We start from the raw sequence: 17,470 nt of genomic DNA, 5'->3' as shown, positions 1-17,470 counted from the left end.
GTCAGGCGCGCTTCCCGCTTCAGCTCACTCACCAATACCACCCGCTTATATCTTGACTGTCCGCCAACAACCTCTAACAACCGGCAACCCACGCACAAACAATATCCGTTGATATTACCCTGCTGTATTTAGACATAAAAAAACCCCAGAGCCTATGAACTGACCTGGGGTTTATTATTTAACAATACAACCTATAAAGGCTTACCACGATTACCACGCTGACTGACAAAATCTTGCACTGTTGCCAAGTCATTGGCCAAGACCGTGCAGCGCTCTTCACGCTCAAATAAGTCAGCCATATGCGCTGGCAAGCGTGGGCTGGCACTTGGCACAGCCTTCTCGACTGCTTCTGGGAACTTAACTGGATGCGCTGTACCCAAGATCACCATTGGCGTGGATAAGCTACGACGGCACTCACGCGCAGCATGTACACCAATCGCCGTATGCGGATCTAACAACTCACCGGTATCTTTATACACTTGCGCGATGGTCGCACAGGTTTGCTCATCATCAACTGCTAATGAATCAAACAACTTACGAGTCTCAGTCCAACGCTCATCGGTCACTCGCATTTCACCAGTGGCGCGGAAATGATCCATCAATTCAGTCACTGCAGCGCCATTGCGACCATGCATATCGAACAGTAAACGCTCAAAGTTCGACGACACCATAATATCCATCGATGGCGACAGTGTTGGATGCAAGGTATCTTTGTCATAACGATTACCACTCATAAAGCGGTGCAAGATATCGTTACGGTTGGTAGCAACAATCAGCTGATTAATCGGCAGACCCATATTGCGCGCTAAGTAACCGGCAAAAATATCGCCAAAGTTACCGGTCGGCACTGAGAATGCAACAGAGCGCTGCGGGCCACCGAGCTGAATTGCCGCGTGGAAGTAGTACACGATCTGCGCCATGATGCGCGCCCAGTTGATCGAGTTCACCGCGACTAAACGCGTGCCTTTAAGGAACGACTGATCAGCAAAGCTGGCTTTGACCATCTCTTGGCAATCATCAAAGTTACCGTCAATGGCAATATTGTGAATATTATCGCTCAGCGCACTGGTCATTTGTCGACGCTGCACTTCCGACACACGCTGATGCGGGTGCAGAATAAAAATATCGACATTGTCGCAACGACGGCAGCCTTCAATCGCCGCCGAACCAGTATCACCAGAAGTGGCACCCATAATCACCACACGCTCATTGCGTTTGGTGAGGAAGTGATCCAGTAAACGGCCCAATAACTGCAAAGCAAAGTCTTTAAAGGCTAAGGTTGGGCCGTGGAACAACTCCAACACCCACTCATTACCATTGAGTTGGCGCAAAGGTGCCACTGAACTGTGCTCAAAGACACCATAGGTATCTTTGAGAATCGCTTTAAAATCAGCATCGTCAATGCAACCCGCAACAAAGGGGCGCATCACCCGAAAGGCTAATTCGTGATAGGGCAAATCAGCCCAAGAGGCAATTTCTTCCACGGTAAAGCGCGGCAAGTTTTCTGGCACATACAAACCGCCATCACTGGCTAAACCGGCTAATAATACATCTTCAAAATTCAACGCTGGAGCTTGGCCACGCGTGCTTATATAACGCATAAGTAACAACCTTTGTAATCGCTTAACTTGAAATTAACCCAACTGTTCAACACGAATACGCACCACTGGCGTCTGTACAGTCTCGAGCGCTTCTAGAGCAATAATAGCATCATTAATACGCTGCTCTTGCACGCGGTGTGTCAACAGAATCATCGGTACTGAACCATCTGACTCTTCCGCTTCTTTTTGCATAATCGATACAATATTAATACCGCGCACCGATAAGATGCTCGCGACTTGCGCCAACACACCTGGGTGGTCTTTCGCTTGGATACGCAGGTAATAGGCGCTCTCGCACTGATCAATCGCCAAAATTGGATGCTCAGATAAAGCGTCAGATTGGAACGCCAATGCGGGCACTTGGTGTTTAGGATCACAGGCCATGGAACGCGCGACATCAACAATATCAGCAATCACAGCAGAAGCCGTCGGCTCCATACCTGCGCCAGCACCGTAATACAGGGTACTACCGACAGCATCACCATTAACCATTACCGCATTCATCACGCCATTCACATTGGCAATCAAACGGTCAGCAGGGATCAAAGTTGGATGCACACGCAACTCAATGCCTAAATCAGTACGACGCGCCACACCTAAGTGCTTGATGCGATAACCCAATGCTTCAGCGTAATTGACATCAGCAGTGGTCAGCTCAGTAATGCCTTCGGTGTAAGCTTTGTCAAACTGTAACGGGATACCAAAAGCAATTGAAGCTAAGATAGTCAGCTTATGCGCGGCATCAATACCTTCCACATCAAAGGTTGGATCGGCTTCGGCATAACCCAATGCTTGTGCTTCTTGCAAAACATCTTCAAAGGTGCGGCCTTTTTCACGCATTTCGCTGAGAATAAAGTTACCGGTACCATTGATAATCCCCGCCAACCAATTGATCCGGTTGGCTGCCAAACCTTCACGGATGGCTTTAATCACTGGGATACCGCCAGCCACAGCCGCTTCAAAGCCGACCATCACACCCTTCTCACGGGCACGGGCAAAAATCTCATTACCGTGTACAGCGATCAGCGCTTTATTAGCGGTAACCACATGTTTACCGTTTTCAATGGCACGCAACACGATTTCTTTGGCGAGGGTGTCACCACCAATCAGCTCAACGACCACATCAATTTCAGGATTATCGACGATGGCAAATACGTCATCAGTCACTTCAGTAGTACTGGTATCGCATTGCGGATTGACAGCACGTGAAGCCACTTGGACCACGTCAATCGAACAGCCTGCGCGCCGAGTAATCTCTTCAGCGTTACGCTTGAGAATATTAAAAGTACCACCGCCAACGGTGCCTAAACCACAGATCCCTACTTTAACTGGTTTCACGCTGCATCGTCCCCATCGTCAAATAAAATAAACCCGCCCAACAGAGTATGAGCGGCAAAATACTGCACTGTACGAAGCCTATCGGTGTCGGTCAACCTAGGGCTGTGCTTTTAATGCTTGAGCAGCCAATTGCTGCGCAGGTTGGTAGCCAGGAATAATCTGTCCATTGGCTAAAATTATAGTTGGCGTACCTTGCACACCGACTGTTTGCCCTAAAGCGTACTGCTTATCAATCGGATTCTTGCATGTTTTCTTTGGTACGCTACGGCGTGCTTTAGCTTGATCCATAGCATCTAAACGGTCATCAGCACACCAGATACTGGTCAAGGTTTCGTAGCCATGACTGCCAACGCCTTGGCGCGGAAAAGCTAAGTAACGAACGTCTACACCGAGCTTATTAAGCTCTGCTACTTCACTGTGCAGCTTCTGGCAGTAGCCGCAATCGGTATCAGTAAATACGGTAACATGCGTTTTAGTATTCTGCGCAGCAAACACGACCATCTCATCTAGAGGGATGCTATTGATCTGTTTAGCAATGGCGAGCTGTTCAACCTGTTCGGTTAGGTTTGTCGCTTGGCCATTCTGTATTTGAAACAAGTTGCCTTGTAACAAAAACTCACCATCAGCGCTGGCGTAGAGCAAACGACCGCCTTTCAACTCGATTTGATACAAGTTCGGCATCGGACTGACAGTAATTTTTTCAATAGGTAAGTCGGGCTGTATCGACAGCAGTGCTTGCCGAACAATCTGCTCAGCATCATTAGCCTGCGTAGCTCCGACTAAAGCGAATCCGCATAACAGCCCTAACCATCGTAAGCGCAGCATATTGCCAACCTTGAATGAATATTTAAAAGGCTGCAAGGGTAGCACAATTGCATTTATTTAAGCGTAATTTCGTTAATCTGCAACCTATTGAACCACCCACAGCACTGCGCATCTGCATGCCCTCAACGGAGTATTGATGCGCAGGCAAACCTTCTCACTTAATCTAACGTTTGCACACCACCACCATTAACGAACAGTACTTGCCCACTGACCCACTGCGAGATTGGTGCAGCAAAATAAAGTACCGCACCGGCAATATCTTCTGGCTCACCGAGGCGCTTAATCGGCGTGCGCGCCAGCATACGCGCCTCAACTTCCAGCGTCAGCACTGTCGCTAATGCGCCGGCTCTCACCGCACCCGGTCCAACCGCATTGATCCGAATCACAGAACCATAATCATGAGCGAGGTTGGCGGTCATGTGATTGATCGCAGCTTTTGAAGCGGCATAAGCGCTGATAGCAGGACTTTTATTAACCGAATTCATCGACGACATATTAATAATCGAACCGTAACCTGCCTCCTGCATATGCGGCGCACATAACTGCGCTAAACACGTTGATTTGAAGCGGTCGCTCAAATTGCTCTAGGGTGATTTCGAACGGGCTTTCTTTCCCCGCCCCACCACCAGCATTGTTAACTAAAATATGGATACTCGCTGTAAGTCGGTATCGGTCGATGCCAAGCGTATTATTAATCAAGAGTCCATTTAACACGCAAGCTGATAAGCACGCGGCGGGTGCGTTATAATACCGACATTATTGACTTGAGAAGACTAGATCCCCATGCGGCTTGATCGATTTGTATCTGAAACAACTGGCATGAGCCGGAAAGAAGCTACCAAGGCACTACAACGTGCCGAGGTGACCATCGATGGTGTGGTGCAGAAAAAAGCAGCGTTGCAAGTGTCGAGCGCAGCCAAAGTGATGTGGAATGATGAGCAACTTGAGCTTATAGGACCGACGTACCTGATGATGCATAAACCGCTTGATTGTGTCTGCGCTAACCATGACTCACGGCACAGAACCATATTTACTTATTTAGATGTACCCAACATCAACAAGCTGCATACAGTTGGACGGCTAGATCTCGACACCACAGGGTTGTTATTGATTACTGATGATGGCCAATGGTCGCATCGCATCACGTCACCCAAACAGCAATGCCTGAAAATTTATCATGCGTGGCTGTCAGAACCGCTCACCGAAGACAATATCAGCGCCTTTGCTGCAGGTTTACAACTAACGGGTGAAGATAAGCCAACCGCACCAGCCCTGCTGGAAATACTCAATGAGCGCGAAGCCTTAGTCCATGTACATGAAGGCCGTTACCATCAAGTTCGCCGGATGTTTGCCGCGATTGGTAACAATGTAGAGCAATTGCACCGCGAGCAAGTGGGTACCTTAAGGCTCGATACTGATCTTGCTCCCGGTGAAAGCCGCGTGCTGACGGCAGAGGAAGTTGCCTTGTTCTAGATGCTAGGCGTTGTAGCGCGATTTATTAAACAGCCGGACCTTCGCGTCGTATTCGTCATAAAAAGTCAATCACTAATATAAGAAGAACTGACCCATTGTTGATGCCTAGTCACGAGTTCTTGCTTACTTTCATCTGAGTAGAGACTGATAATGATGCCGTAATTGGTATGCGGCTTTATGCCTGTAACGTGAGGCGACGTCAGCACTAATACATTTTTATAATGTCCTGCAAATATATTTTTGATTTCTTCAATTGGCCCTTCGCTGATATAGGGAAGCGTTTTATTTTCTGGATTTTCAAATTCAATCACAGCATAAGTATTGTCTGGCAGATCCTTTTTAATCAGCAGATTAACCCCATACGTTTTGCTTGGATTTTTCCCCAACGTCATTAGAAAGCTGCCACCAAGAGTAGTAAAATACTCACTGTCAACCGGCCTAGGCGTTAACAGCGATGAACATGCAGCTAGCATAAGAGACATGAAGACAAGCATTACTTTGCGCATAACAATTCCTTTTGATCAAAGCCCAAAATATAAGCTTTAATACTATTACTATGCTGCAACCAGTTGTAGTGTGGCTGTTGATAAAAAGTACGTTAAAGCTGTTGTTGTGACACGCTTCTCAAGAGTTTTACAGAGGGTATGCGATGTCTTATCAATAAGACAATAAGACGACAACTACAATATCGCTGATATTTTTGTCTCTACTGAGAGGCAAGCGGTATGTCGATAGGTACTAAAACCTCATTACGTCTTAAGAACCATAGGGTAAACGGTGGGTTATAACGCGCCCACTGCGCCTCGCCAGCCAGCTTAAAACCCTTTTTGTTTATCCAGGCATACAGCGCATCACTATTGTTTTGATAACTCTTCTCACGCCATGCGCCTGAGTAACGCACCACGGCAATATGCTGAGCAGGAACGTGACGCAAGACGATGCGCGGATCTTTAGGTTGAGGAAGCGTCTCCAGCGAAGAGGACGCTGGCATCATAAAACTGACCGCCCACTGACCATTGACTTGCTGCTGACTCACCGGCGAGGTCATAGCGATTTTTTCACTGTCAACCGCTTGGGTTATCGGCGCAGTCATTGGTATTTTTTGCTGGGATATATTGTTACCGGTAATATATTTAAACAACCGAGCAAACGCCTTATTACCAGCACTGGCAAAGCCACCCTCCACTAAGGTTTCAGCAAGAACATGCGACTCATACGCGCGCACTTCAAAGTTCTGCTCCTTGAGGACCACAGTGTATTTCGCTTCTTCTGCAGCCATAGCACTCTGAACTCCAGAAACCATCAAGAACACAGCCATAATCGTTTGCTGCAGGTACGTCATACGAGCTCATCCTTAAGTTGCGGCTAGAGCCTACAGATTTACTCGCAAACCCATAGCAGTACAAGCGTTCTAAGACTCAGGGCTTGATTATTGCTAGAAACAAAGGTATTTCGCACCGCCCTAGCCATACAGAAAATGTATTTAGATAAGTCGAGACAGCGCTGACAAGATAACCTGTCTCGACTTTCTATTGATATCAAGCGATTGACAGTGCTTAGGCCTTTTGCACCCAAGACTGACACCAACCCTCGGGCTCAACACTGCTTTGCGGGAACAGTTGACAGCCATTATTCGCTTCTTGGAAGAACATACAACCTGAACACTTACTGCCCTCTTTATATGAAGCATTGTCACTGGCTTCTGCGGCAACTTTTACGTAATGCAACGCCTGAGCCTGAGGCGCAGATGGATCAAGCGGCGTCAACTCTTGAGCGAAGGCACGTTGAGACAGAAGGCTCGCCCCTAAAGGCAAAGCGGCGATAGCGATTAAACTATTGCGCATAAATTTACGACGGCTTTGATTGTCCATGATATTCCCTCATTTCTTTGTAGTTATATTAGGATTATCGAGCACCGATCTATTATTAATCTGCAGTATAAAGCTCACACTAAATAGCAGATCGAAACAAGCCTAGATCCAAATGCATAGTAAAATAAAGCATGTATTTTACTATGGTGTCAATGACTTTCGTTAGTTGACATATATCAATAATCTAAAAACATATTATATCATTATCTTTACTATTTGATTGTCTTAATTTTGGCTACGAAGACGCTCCCTGGAAACACCTCAATCAAAATGAGGCCCGCCAGCAAATACTTCAATCAACTGAAAAAGTGACGTTATGTTAGAGTCTTGATAAAGCGTACGGTATCTCAGGAGGTATTCAATGAGTATATTTTCAGGAAAGCTCACCGTCTTTTATGATGGTGCTTGCTCCGTTTGCATCCGCGATCGACGCTGGTATGAAAAGCTTGAAGGTAAAACAGGCGATAGCGTTGAATGGTTGGATATTACCGGACGAGATGATGAGCTGCGTCAGCAAGGTATTGATCCAAACAAAGCCCTGCGCGAGCTACACGTTAAAGATGCGCAAGGTACAGTACATCGAGAAATGGATGCTTATATTCTGTTGATGTCTCGAGTTACGCTGCTGAAACCGCTGGCATGGTTGATCGCCTTGCCGGTGATCCGCCCTACTCTCGCTTGGCTGTACCATCGCTGGGTCGCACGTAGACTTGGATCGCGAATTTGAATTGTAGAGAATACCGTCCAGCTCTACTCGCCAATTATTAGTTAATATTTAACCACGGCCAATGACAGCGTAATTGCGCCTACTAAAAGCCCAATGACACTGTGAATTCGACTCAAGATACTCTGCGTATTGAATCTCGCCCCGATCAACACTTCAGGTTAACTGACGACTCTAGGCCGGATCGGCAGCAGGCTTATCTTTCTCGCGCAGGCGCTGGCGTTCAGCTCGATCTTTTTCATAGCGTTCAGTGATGTCTCGAGCCTGCGCCACCGTACCAACGACCTCGCCTTGATCATTCATAATCAAGGCAAAACCCATTTCCGTGTAGAACTCACTGCCATCTGCGCGCAACGCTTTGGTTGCCATAGGTTTGCCGCTGTGTTTGGTCACGCCGGCAGCAATCGCGGCATCGAAACCCCGCCAATGCATTTTACGTAGTTTCTCGGGAATAATAATATCCAAGCTTTGACCTAAGGCTTGTTCAGCAGAAAAACCAAACATTTTTTCCGCCGCAGCATTCCACAAGCGCACAAGGCCTTCTTTGTCTGAATAAATCGTCGCATCGGGCGATTGCGCAACCAACCAACTGGCTAGCTCGTGAGGATTTTTTGTTGTTGTCATCTCAACTCCTATCGGCAAGTTTTCTCATTTACCCTAGCAAAACTAAACGCTCTTATGCAGTGAAAGCGGAGTTTTATAGACTAAAGTTTATACCCTCTTAGACTCCACAGTGGAGCTTAGGCTGCGGAGTTTACCGCAGTAGCAATAGACCGCTTAGGTCGCAAAAACTAGACAAGCAAGCAACTCATTCAGTCTGAGTTTGAGGGCATAATAGTGAGCGTAATACTCTAGTCATTATAGATTAATCTTATTTTTTACAGCACTCAGACCTTGCCAGTCTTCTAAGTCCTGCTCAGGTTTTTCAGAACGGAAATGCGCATAAAGCGCTATGCCTTGCTGGTCTTGTAAAATATCAACCTGTACACCTTTTTCCCGCAACAATGTTTCAGTACCGCAAGCATTGGTTATATCGCCAACCACCACACGACTCAATCCTCGCATATAGAGCAGCGTCGCACACACGACACATGGACTTAAACTGGTATACAGCGTTGTCTTACTAAAATCGATGCGCCCAGCATCGCCAATCGCAGAGGTTTCGCCGTGGTTATAGGGATGGTTATCTTGCACCAAGGTGTTGTGCCCTTTGCCGACGATCTGCTTACTTGAGTTATCAACAATGACCGCGCCAATTGGGCAGCCTCCTTCGTCATAACTCTTTTGCGCAAGGAGCACGGCAATACGCATAAAGTCAGCATCAGTTAACCCTTGCATGAAATCGTCACTGATTAAAACTGGCAGACTTTTCGTTGGCATGTGAGCGATTGCTGCTAATGCCTGCTCAGTTATTTGGCTCTGTTTATTTAGGAGAGTTTTCATATTTATCAGAAATATTTCCTTATCCTTATCAAAATATAACGCCCAAATTAAGCGGTATGATAAAACTATTTCGTCTTAACCCTATGAAAAGACATTTCTTATGTCGTCACTCCAAAAAGTGTGCCGACTGCGGTGGTCAAACCCATAGCGATTGCCCCCCAAAAAGAGACACGCAATACTGATGGGAGCAAAGGCGCGCCACCGGCATACGCCGCCAGAAAACCCAATAGCGTAAGGAACAACAAAGCACTGCCTGCGAGGCTCCACATCAGCGCAGCACTCGGCACTATTAGCACGACTAATAATGGTAACGCAGCTCCCGCAGCAAACATGGCAGCAGAAGCAAATGCTGCTTGCACCGGCTTTGCCGTAAGCGTAGCGGAAATACCAAGCTCGTCTCTAGCGTGTGCACCGAGCGCATCATGCGCCATCAGTTGCGTAGCGACACTGGATGCTAGCGTCCGCTCCAAACCACGTTCAATATAGATCAATGTCAACTCCTCGTGCTCATGCTGAGGATTCGTTGCCAACTCTTCTCTTTCACGCGCCAGATCGGCACGCTCAGTATCAGCTTGGGAGCTGACAGAGACATACTCGCCAGCAGCCATCGACATCGCCCCTGAAACGAGACCGGCGACCCCAGCAATCACAACGGTTTGCGTACTCGCTCCAGAAGCGGCAACGCCTAACACCAAACTGGTAGTGGAAACGATGCCATCATTGGCCCCAAGCACCGCCGCGCGCAGCCAGCCGGTCCGATGCGTTTTATGTTCTTCGCTGTGTCCCATACCGTCTCACCGTGCAGTAGAAAGTTTGATATATTGATTAGTATTTCATATATCAGACAAGCCCAGTTTCATTCAAGTAATAAAATATATACCATCAGTTTCTCTAGATATATTCGCAGTTAATAGCTCAATATAAAAACGCGCAGTCCTTTCGGTTCTGCGCGCTTATTTTAGTTCAGTTTACGGATCAACTATTTAAACACTAAGCCAATAACCAGCATGGCGAGCCAGTTTGCCCTGCTTAAGTCTCATGACTGAATGACAACAGTAAGCAGAACGCCAAGAAAATCTCAGTTATTTATCTTGTCCTTAGATTGGATAGCGCGAGATCACCGCTAAGTCGTGACCACCAGGGATATCAGCCTTACGCACAGCCATAACCTTAGCGCCTGAGCGCAGTGCGCGACCGGTGATTTCATCGACAATACCGTAGTTAATCGCATTGCCCTCAGCAGCAAAAGAAACAACTCCTGTTTCATCGTCAATCGTGCCGTCAACTACGCCGTCAATATCGACCAGAAGTCTGTCGATACCACCGAAGGTCGCCAGTCGCGCAGCATCGGTAATATCCGTCGTTGTGCGCTGCTGACCGGTACGCTCTTCAAACAAGCGATGGAAGTCTTGAATTTTCTCTGCATAGTGAGCATCGAGTACAGGTCGTGCCGCACTTGCCAAATCAGACTCAGTCAAGTGTTCAGGGTTGCCTGAGATAGTTCTGGACAGCGCAGGAATGACACTCAACGAACGGAACAATGCTTCCAGCTGTTTGGTTGTTGCCAAAATGAGCGGCAGATCAGATCCCATCAGAACAGGGCGCAGCGCTGCATCAAGTTTGCGCACATAGCGTGCAAGATAAAAACCTTCTCCCTGCGAACCATGTCGGTGTCCGGTCCCAGTGTAGTTTTTATTAACCGCCTTACCACCAGCAGTCGCCGCATCTGTCGGCATATTCTGTACAGTAATTTCACGGGCAGGCATATCTGCAGAAACTTCAATCAGGCGTACTGCGTTTTCTGACAGAGCCAAAATATGCGCAGCATGCGGAAAGGTAATCGCACGCAGTAGCGGCTTCAGATGGAAACGATCAGACACCTCAACAGCAGGGTTGATCTTATTCGCCATGCGGTAGGTACGCAGTGATTCAGGCGTGGCCAGAATTGCCAAACTATTGGCCTGATGATCCCAAAACTCATCATCGGCTAATAAATCAGAGAACTGTTCTTGCAGCGATACAATTCTTCGCTTATCGAAACCCGCAGCTTCAAGCTGAGTAACGGCCTTCTTGACTAGATTGCCAAGGTTGATCCGGCTCTGCTCGATGTCACGAGTAACCGGAGTCGTCGGCAAATAAATCGAGATACTCGCATCAGAACGAACGAGGTTGAGGGCACCAATTTCTTCGGCGCTTGGCATATCAACATAATACATAAAAAGCCTCCTGCAAGTTATAGAGCCTTGACTGTACCAGAACTGCGCATAATAAATAGCCACGCTATATAAACGAAAGCTGTACCAGTTTAAGTATGACGGCAGCTAATGGTCTTATTATATATATGCACATTAAAAATCTAGCGACCCTATCAAACAGACCTCATTGTTTTTATTAAACTTAAAATCATTTAAATAATATTAGTCTCTAATTTGCAGCGACTATCTCTAATAGCATCAGTCATCCTCAGTTTTGCTGGTTAACGATCCAAGCCTCACCCGACGCTAGCGGGCGATTGTGTAGAAAAGCGCGCTCAATGCCAACCAAAGCGGCGGATATAGTAGCGTTTCACTAAGGAGGTCAGCGCGACGTAACCAACCACGATGGCAAACAACCAAATAAAGTAAGACCACGGCAGAGCCTGCATCTTAAAGTAGCCAGCCAACGGTCCCATCGGTAGGAAAATAGCCATTGCCATAATCACCAGTGTTGCAGCGATTAACGATGCCGATGCGCGGCTTTCAATAAAGGCCATTTTTGGCGTACGAATAATGTGCACAATCAGCGTTTGCGTCAGCAAGCCTACGACAAACCAACCCGACTGAAATAGCGCCTGATTTTCGACGCTATTGGCCATAAACACGTACCACATTATCGCAAAAGTGATGATGTCGAATATCGAACTGAGCGGGCCAAAAAACAGCATAAAGCGGCCGACACCATCGGCATTCCAAGTCAGCGGCTGACGCACTTCTTCTTCATCAACGTTATCGAAGGGAATAGCAATCTGCGAAATGTCATATAGCAGATTCTGCGTCAGCAACTGCAGCGGCAGCATTGGTAGGAACGGCAGAAAGACACTGGCAATCAGCACTGAAAACACGTTACCGAAGTTCGAACTGACCGTCATGCGAATGTATTTGAGCATATTGCTAAAGGTTTTACGGCCTTCAATCACACCATCCTTGAGCACCATTAAGCTGCGCTCCAGCAAGATGATATCTGCCGCTTCCTTGGCGATATCCACCGCGCCATCCACGGAAATACCGATATCAGCAGCGCGCAGTGCCGGTGCGTCGTTGATGCCATCGCCCATAAACCCGACCACATGGCCTAGATCACGTAGACAGCGGACCACCCGCTCTTTACTGAGCGGCGACATGCGAGCAAAAATCGTATTGCTTTCTACCGCAAGCGCTAACTCTTCATCATTCATCGCATCAATCTGTGAACCCAACACCAGACCTTTAACCTCCAGCCCCACTTGACGTGATACCTCAGCTGCTACTAGCTCATTATCGCCAGTGATCACTTTGACGGTAACACCATGCTCTGCCAGAGCTTGCAGCGCCGGTGCGGTAGATTCCTTCGGCGGATCAAGAAAAGCAATATAGCCCACCAAGGTTAAACCTGACTCGTCAGCTTTTGAGTAGACTGTTTGCTCCGGCGGGATCTCTTTCATGGCGACTGCGATCACGCGCAAGCCACTTTCATTCAGCTCACGCAGTACCTCTTTAAAGCGCGCCTGCCGACTCTCATCCAATGGATAGACTTGACCACCATATTGCACATGGGTGCATATATCGAACATCTCTTCCGCCGCGCCCTTACTGATCAGCTCATGATGCTGCTCGCGTTCAGACACCACCACCGACATACGGCGACGGGCAAAGTCAAAGGGGATCTCATCGATCTTGCGGTAATCACGAACCACATCCAGCTCGGTTTTCAGCTCGACATGATCCAGCACTGCATGGTCCAGCAAGTTTTTCAGGCCCGTTTGAAAGTAACTATTGAGATAGGCAAAGCCCAGCACCTCATCGGATTGGTTACCTGCAACGTCGATATGCTGAGCCAAAGCAATTTTATCCTGGGTCAACGTGCCGGTTTTATCGGTGCACAACACATCCATAGCACCAAAACTTTGAATCGCATCCAAGCGTTTAACGATGACTTTTTGCCGTGACAGCACCACCGCTCCGCGGGCCATGGTTGAGGTGACAATCATCGGCAACATTTCCGGTGTCAATCCAACCGCCACTGATAAGGCAAACAATAATGCTTCGGACCAGTCACCTTTGCTAAAGCCATTAATAAACAGCACCAGCGGCACCATGATCAAAGCGAAGCGGATCAGTAACCAGCTGACTTTATTCACACCCAACTGAAAGGCGTTAATGTCATCCGCAGTGGCTGCACGAGTGACCCGCGTGGCCAAGGTGCCAAAATAAGTGCTGTTACCGGTGGCCAACACCACAGCACTGGCCATACCAGAAATAACGTTAGTGCCCATAAACACCAGGTTATCCATTTCCAACGCAGAATCAGTCGCAGATTTGGCGCGAGCAAACTTCTCTACCGGTAACGACTCTCCCGTCATGGCTGACTGACTTAGAAACAAATCGGTTGCCGCTATCACTCGGCAGTCCGCTGGAATCATATCGCCCGCCGACAGGCGCACAATGTCTCCGGGAACCAGTTCTTTCATGGAAATTTCGACAGTATCGCCAAGTAGATGACGGCTACTGGGCTCGACGGCCACAGCAGAGCGGCGTCTGACACTGGCGGTATTACTCACCTGCTCTTTAAGTGCCTGCGCGGCTTGATTAGAGCGACGCTCCTGATAAAAGCGGATCATGGTAGCTAGTACCACCATAACGCTGATCACCACAGCACCCTGCATATCCTTGGTCAGTACTGACACTAAGGCCAGCAAGGTCAAGAGCAAATTAAACGGATTGTTGTAGCTCAACCAAAGATATCGCCAGCAACGCACAGAGCTTTCGTGCTCCACCTCGTTAGGGCCGTACTGCTCCTGAAGCACCTCAACTTGCGCATCACTCAGTCCTTGCTCCGAAGTGCCTAGCTGCGCCAGCAACTCTGGCAAAGCAGCGCGCGCCTGAGTTGCTAGGCGGATGTTTAACTTATCTGACAGGTGACTATTGCGCTTACCTCGCGCCACCGAATCAAGAATAGTACGACGACGAAACAGATGTTTGCTTTGTCGTACGGCTAAATAGCGTTCAAAATATCGCTGGAAAAAACTCATACTGCCGCGCTCCCTGCTAAACCCATCCGCTACTTAATATGTGCGCAATGACACCGCATGCCAGCATCGTTACTACACAATTACGCCTCAATCCTTTCACTCTAAAAAGCATTCGAATCACTACTCCTTTAGCACCTACCCCGTTGTAGCTGCAGCAGGCCGCAGATCTCCAACCAGCTCACGAAGTTGATTTTCATCTAGTGTTTCCACTTCTAACAATCGGCTGGCAGCTGTTTCCAGAATATCGCGATTGTCGATTAAAATTTTTAGTGCTTGTGCGGAGACCTCCTGCAGCAAGTCTCGAACCGCCGCATCCATTGCTTCAGCAGTAGCCTCACTGTACTTGCGCTCAAAGTATGCTGGAGCGCTGCCACCGAGAAAGTTGCTTCTCTCAGTCTCATAACTGACGCCACCCAAAGTCGCATCCATACCATAACGCGCCACCATGGAGCGGGCGATATCGGTGGCGCGCGCTAAGTCGTCAGCAGCACCTGTTGAGAGATGATCAAACACCAGTTTTTCTGCTGCACGCCCACCCATCAGCACGGCAATCTTGTCGCGCAACTCCCTTTCCGTCATCAGAAAACGGTCTTCAGTAGGACGCTGAATGGTATAACCCAGGGCACCAACGCCGCGTGGAATAATCGACACTTTATGTACTTTATCAATTCCCGGCAGAGCCATGCTGACCAGCGCATGGCCCATTTCGTGATAGGCAACGATCTTGCGTTCGAACGGATTAATCAGGCGGTTGCGTTTTTCTAGACCGGCAACAATCCGCTCAATTGCATGAGTAAAATCACCCATCGTCACCACTTTGCCGCGTCGACGTGTAGCCAACAACGCCGCCTCATTGACGAGGTTGGCCAGATCAGCACCGGAAAACCCAGTGGTCAATGCAGCAATATCATCCAACGCCATTTGCGCATCGAGGACAATTTTTTTCATATGTACGTTAAGAATCTGTACTCGACCGGCACGATCAGGACGATCAACCAGTACTTGTCGGTCAAAACGTCCGGCACGCAGCAACGCTGGATCAAGAATTTCTGGACGGTTGGTCGCTGCTAACAACACCACACCCTCTCCCGGATCAAAGCCATCCAACTCAGACAGCAATTGGTTCAGTGTCTGCTCGCGCTCTTCATTGCCGCCTTGCGCCGTTGCTGCTCCTCGCGCACGCCCCAGCGCATCCAGTTCATCAATAAAAATAATTGCCGGTGCGGCTTTACGTGCTTGCTCAAATAAATCTCGTACGCGGGCAGCGCCGACACCGACAAACATCTCGACAAACTCTGAGCCAGAAATAGAAAAGAAAGGCACCCGAGCCTCACCAGCGACTGCACGAGCTAAGAGCGTTTTACCGGTACCTGGGGGTCCAACGAGCAAAATCCCTTTGGGCATACGTGCACCGAGACTGCCGTATTCTTTCGGGCTTTGTAGAAAGTCGATCACTTCTTGCAGCTCGGCTTTAGCCTCATCCACGCCCGCCACGTCAGCAAAAGTCACCTTGGTGTCACTCTCGATATACACCTTAGCTTTGCTTTTACCGATCGACATCATCCCGCCCATGCCCGACTTAGCACCCATGCGGCGAATCAAGATCATCCAAATTCCGACGAAAATCAGAGCCGGTAATACCCAAGACAATAAGGTGGTAAACCAAGTATTTTCCACCGCGCCAGCATAGGTCACATCGGCTGCGTTTAAACGCTCAGCCAGCTCTGGCGCAACGGGGGTGGTAACAAAACCGGTTTTGCCATTGTGTGCCGACTTAAACGTACCTTTGATCGTGCTGCTGCCAATCATGACGTTTTCGATCGCACCTTGTTCCAGATAGGCTTCAAACTGACTGTAAGGAATTGACTCAACCGTTTGCGTTTGCACCCATATATCACGCAGAAAAACCACGCCCAAAACAGCAAAAAGAACGTACCAAAGGTTGATTTGGGTTCCACGGTTCATGTTGTATCTCCATTAAGCCATTGGCCAGAATCACATAGCCGTAACCTATAAAACCTTAACATCTAATAAAGTATTCTAAAACACTGCGCGGTTGTCACGCCTGAGCGTTTATAGATAGTCAGGAGACGCTGATAACTGGGTTATAGAGTGGTTTTTTCAAAAAAACATAGACAGATCCTCCTCAAAACCCGTAACCCTAAGCTTGAGATTTTGAGGAGAATCATTTGCATGATAAATAATTGCTATTAGAGAACTTCAGGCGGAGGAGAAGGGTAAATATTCGCGCTGTCACGTCCTAAATTCTTAACTAGACTAGCCTGCGGGCCATCATCTCCACGCGCTTCAACAAAGCGAACCGTATCGCCAATATTAAGTTTATCAAAGCCGGGCGTCGATACGCTGTTTTCGTGAAAGTAAATTTCACGCTCGTCCGGCGTCATTAAAAAACCATAACCTTTATCTAAGAACATCTTATTGACGACGGCATAGGGCGAGTCTTCCTGTGACACTCGCGTTTCTTTCAGTTGTGCCGCATAGTTCTTTAATTGTCGTTCCACCGCATCGAAGGCATTGCGGATCGTCACATAAATATCATTAAAATTTTCGTGCTCGTTTGGTTCACTTGAAACCACCAACTCTTCGCCTGGAACACTTATTTCAACATTGACGCGGTGATTAAGGACGTCGTAGTTAGGGGTCCGATTGGGTACGTCCAACGTCACTCGGCAGGATATAATATGGTCGAAATACTGGCCTAATTTATCAACACGCTCACGAACAACAGCTTCCACTGGATCAGAACGTTCAGCGTTTCTAAAAGTAATATCTAAAGGTACCTGCATAATTCACCTCATGTGAAAAACGTCGACGCAGCTAGGATACAAACAGCGGGCGGCGCATCAATCCGACCCAAACTCAAGAAGAACAAAGTCCTACTGGCAAGTGACTGCACATAGGTAAAGCG

At 48.0% G+C, this 17,470-nt stretch carries 16 protein-coding genes; 2 read left to right on the top strand and 14 right to left on the bottom strand.

The window, feature by feature from the left end; genetic code table 11:
- Window positions 1–191: 191 nt before the first annotated feature.
- From thrC to JYJ62_RS06750, 4 genes are all read right to left on the bottom strand, one after another.
- A complete protein-coding gene (thrC, locus tag JYJ62_RS06765) occupies window positions 192–1,601 on the bottom strand; it encodes a threonine synthase (RefSeq protein WP_205341452.1) in 1,410 nt (469 codons plus the stop codon).
- A gap of 33 nt (window positions 1,602–1,634) precedes the next feature.
- Window positions 1,635–2,939 carry a homoserine dehydrogenase gene (locus tag JYJ62_RS06760; protein WP_205341451.1) on the bottom strand — a complete coding sequence of 435 codons (1,305 nt, stop codon included), beginning with the start codon at window positions 2,937–2,939 and terminating at the stop codon, window positions 1,635–1,637.
- 96 nt (window positions 2,940–3,035) lie between these two features.
- Window positions 3,036–3,764 carry a DsbC family protein gene (locus tag JYJ62_RS06755; RefSeq protein ID WP_205341450.1) on the bottom strand — a complete coding sequence of 243 codons (729 nt, stop codon included), beginning with the start codon at window positions 3,762–3,764 and terminating at the stop codon, window positions 3,036–3,038.
- A 158-nt stretch (window positions 3,765–3,922) separates the two neighbouring features.
- Window positions 3,923–4,342, bottom strand: a complete 420-nt coding sequence (locus JYJ62_RS06750) for an SDR family oxidoreductase (RefSeq protein WP_269751398.1) — start codon at window positions 4,340–4,342, stop codon at window positions 3,923–3,925.
- 241 nt (window positions 4,343–4,583) lie between these two features.
- Between JYJ62_RS06750 and JYJ62_RS06745 the strand changes: the two genes are divergently transcribed.
- On the top strand, window positions 4,584–5,237 hold the full coding sequence (locus tag JYJ62_RS06745; protein WP_205341449.1) for a pseudouridine synthase: 654 nt from the start codon (window positions 4,584–4,586) through the stop codon (window positions 5,235–5,237).
- Between the two features lie 65 nt (window positions 5,238–5,302).
- Here the strand turns inward: JYJ62_RS06745 and JYJ62_RS06740 are convergent, their stop codons facing one another.
- The 3 genes from JYJ62_RS06740 to JYJ62_RS06730 all read right to left on the bottom strand — a co-directional run bounded on the left by JYJ62_RS06740 (window position 5,303) and on the right by JYJ62_RS06730 (window position 7,108).
- A complete protein-coding gene (locus JYJ62_RS06740) occupies window positions 5,303–5,743 on the bottom strand; it encodes a hypothetical protein (RefSeq protein WP_205341448.1) in 441 nt (146 codons plus the stop codon).
- A gap of 200 nt (window positions 5,744–5,943) precedes the next feature.
- A complete protein-coding gene (locus JYJ62_RS06735) occupies window positions 5,944–6,579 on the bottom strand; it encodes an SOUL family heme-binding protein (protein WP_205341447.1) in 636 nt (211 codons plus the stop codon).
- Window positions 6,580–6,793: 214 nt separating this feature from the next.
- The gene (locus JYJ62_RS06730) at window positions 6,794–7,108 is read right to left on the bottom strand and encodes a high-potential iron-sulfur protein (protein ID WP_205341446.1); all 315 of its coding nucleotides are present in this window, start codon (window positions 7,106–7,108) and stop codon (window positions 6,794–6,796) included.
- A 361-nt stretch (window positions 7,109–7,469) separates the two neighbouring features.
- Here JYJ62_RS06730 and JYJ62_RS06725 point away from each other — a divergent pair, with 361 nt between their 5' ends.
- Window positions 7,470–7,835: a thiol-disulfide oxidoreductase DCC family protein gene (locus tag JYJ62_RS06725; RefSeq protein WP_205341445.1), complete on the top strand. Its 366-nt coding sequence runs from the start codon at window positions 7,470–7,472 to the stop codon at window positions 7,833–7,835.
- 171 nt (window positions 7,836–8,006) lie between these two features.
- On the opposite strand, the gene JYJ62_RS06720 is transcribed toward JYJ62_RS06725, so the two are convergent.
- The 7 genes from JYJ62_RS06720 to JYJ62_RS06690 form a co-directional block, all read right to left on the bottom strand.
- Window positions 8,007–8,456, bottom strand: coding sequence for a PAS domain-containing protein (locus tag JYJ62_RS06720; protein WP_205341444.1), 450 nt, complete (start codon window positions 8,454–8,456; stop codon window positions 8,007–8,009).
- Window positions 8,457–8,690: 234 nt separating this feature from the next.
- The gene (locus JYJ62_RS06715) at window positions 8,691–9,212 is read right to left on the bottom strand and encodes a nucleoside deaminase (protein ID WP_205341443.1); all 522 of its coding nucleotides are present in this window, start codon (window positions 9,210–9,212) and stop codon (window positions 8,691–8,693) included.
- A gap of 161 nt (window positions 9,213–9,373) precedes the next feature.
- On the bottom strand, window positions 9,374–10,063 hold the full coding sequence (locus tag JYJ62_RS06710) for a VIT1/CCC1 transporter family protein (protein ID WP_205341442.1): 690 nt from the start codon (window positions 10,061–10,063) through the stop codon (window positions 9,374–9,376).
- A gap of 309 nt (window positions 10,064–10,372) precedes the next feature.
- Complete coding sequence (locus tag JYJ62_RS06705) at window positions 10,373–11,491, bottom strand: hypothetical protein (RefSeq protein WP_205341441.1); 1,119 nt, start codon at window positions 11,489–11,491, stop codon at window positions 10,373–10,375.
- A gap of 314 nt (window positions 11,492–11,805) precedes the next feature.
- Window positions 11,806–14,541 carry a magnesium-translocating P-type ATPase gene (gene mgtA / locus JYJ62_RS06700; protein WP_205341440.1) on the bottom strand — a complete coding sequence of 912 codons (2,736 nt, stop codon included), beginning with the start codon at window positions 14,539–14,541 and terminating at the stop codon, window positions 11,806–11,808.
- A 135-nt stretch (window positions 14,542–14,676) separates the two neighbouring features.
- Window positions 14,677–16,506 carry an ATP-dependent zinc metalloprotease FtsH gene (gene ftsH, locus JYJ62_RS06695; RefSeq protein ID WP_205341439.1) on the bottom strand — a complete coding sequence of 610 codons (1,830 nt, stop codon included), beginning with the start codon at window positions 16,504–16,506 and terminating at the stop codon, window positions 14,677–14,679.
- 245 nt (window positions 16,507–16,751) lie between these two features.
- Entirely contained in the window at window positions 16,752–17,348 is a 597-nt protein-coding gene (locus JYJ62_RS06690; RefSeq protein ID WP_205341438.1) for an HPF/RaiA family ribosome-associated protein, read from the bottom strand.
- Window positions 17,349–17,470: the final 122 nt, after the last annotated feature.

The sequence above is a fragment of the Denitrificimonas caeni genome (assembly GCF_905120345.1).
GTDB lineage: Bacteria > Pseudomonadota > Gammaproteobacteria > Pseudomonadales > Pseudomonadaceae > Denitrificimonas > Denitrificimonas caeni_A.
This window is presented reverse-complemented; position numbering and strand designations above follow the sequence as displayed.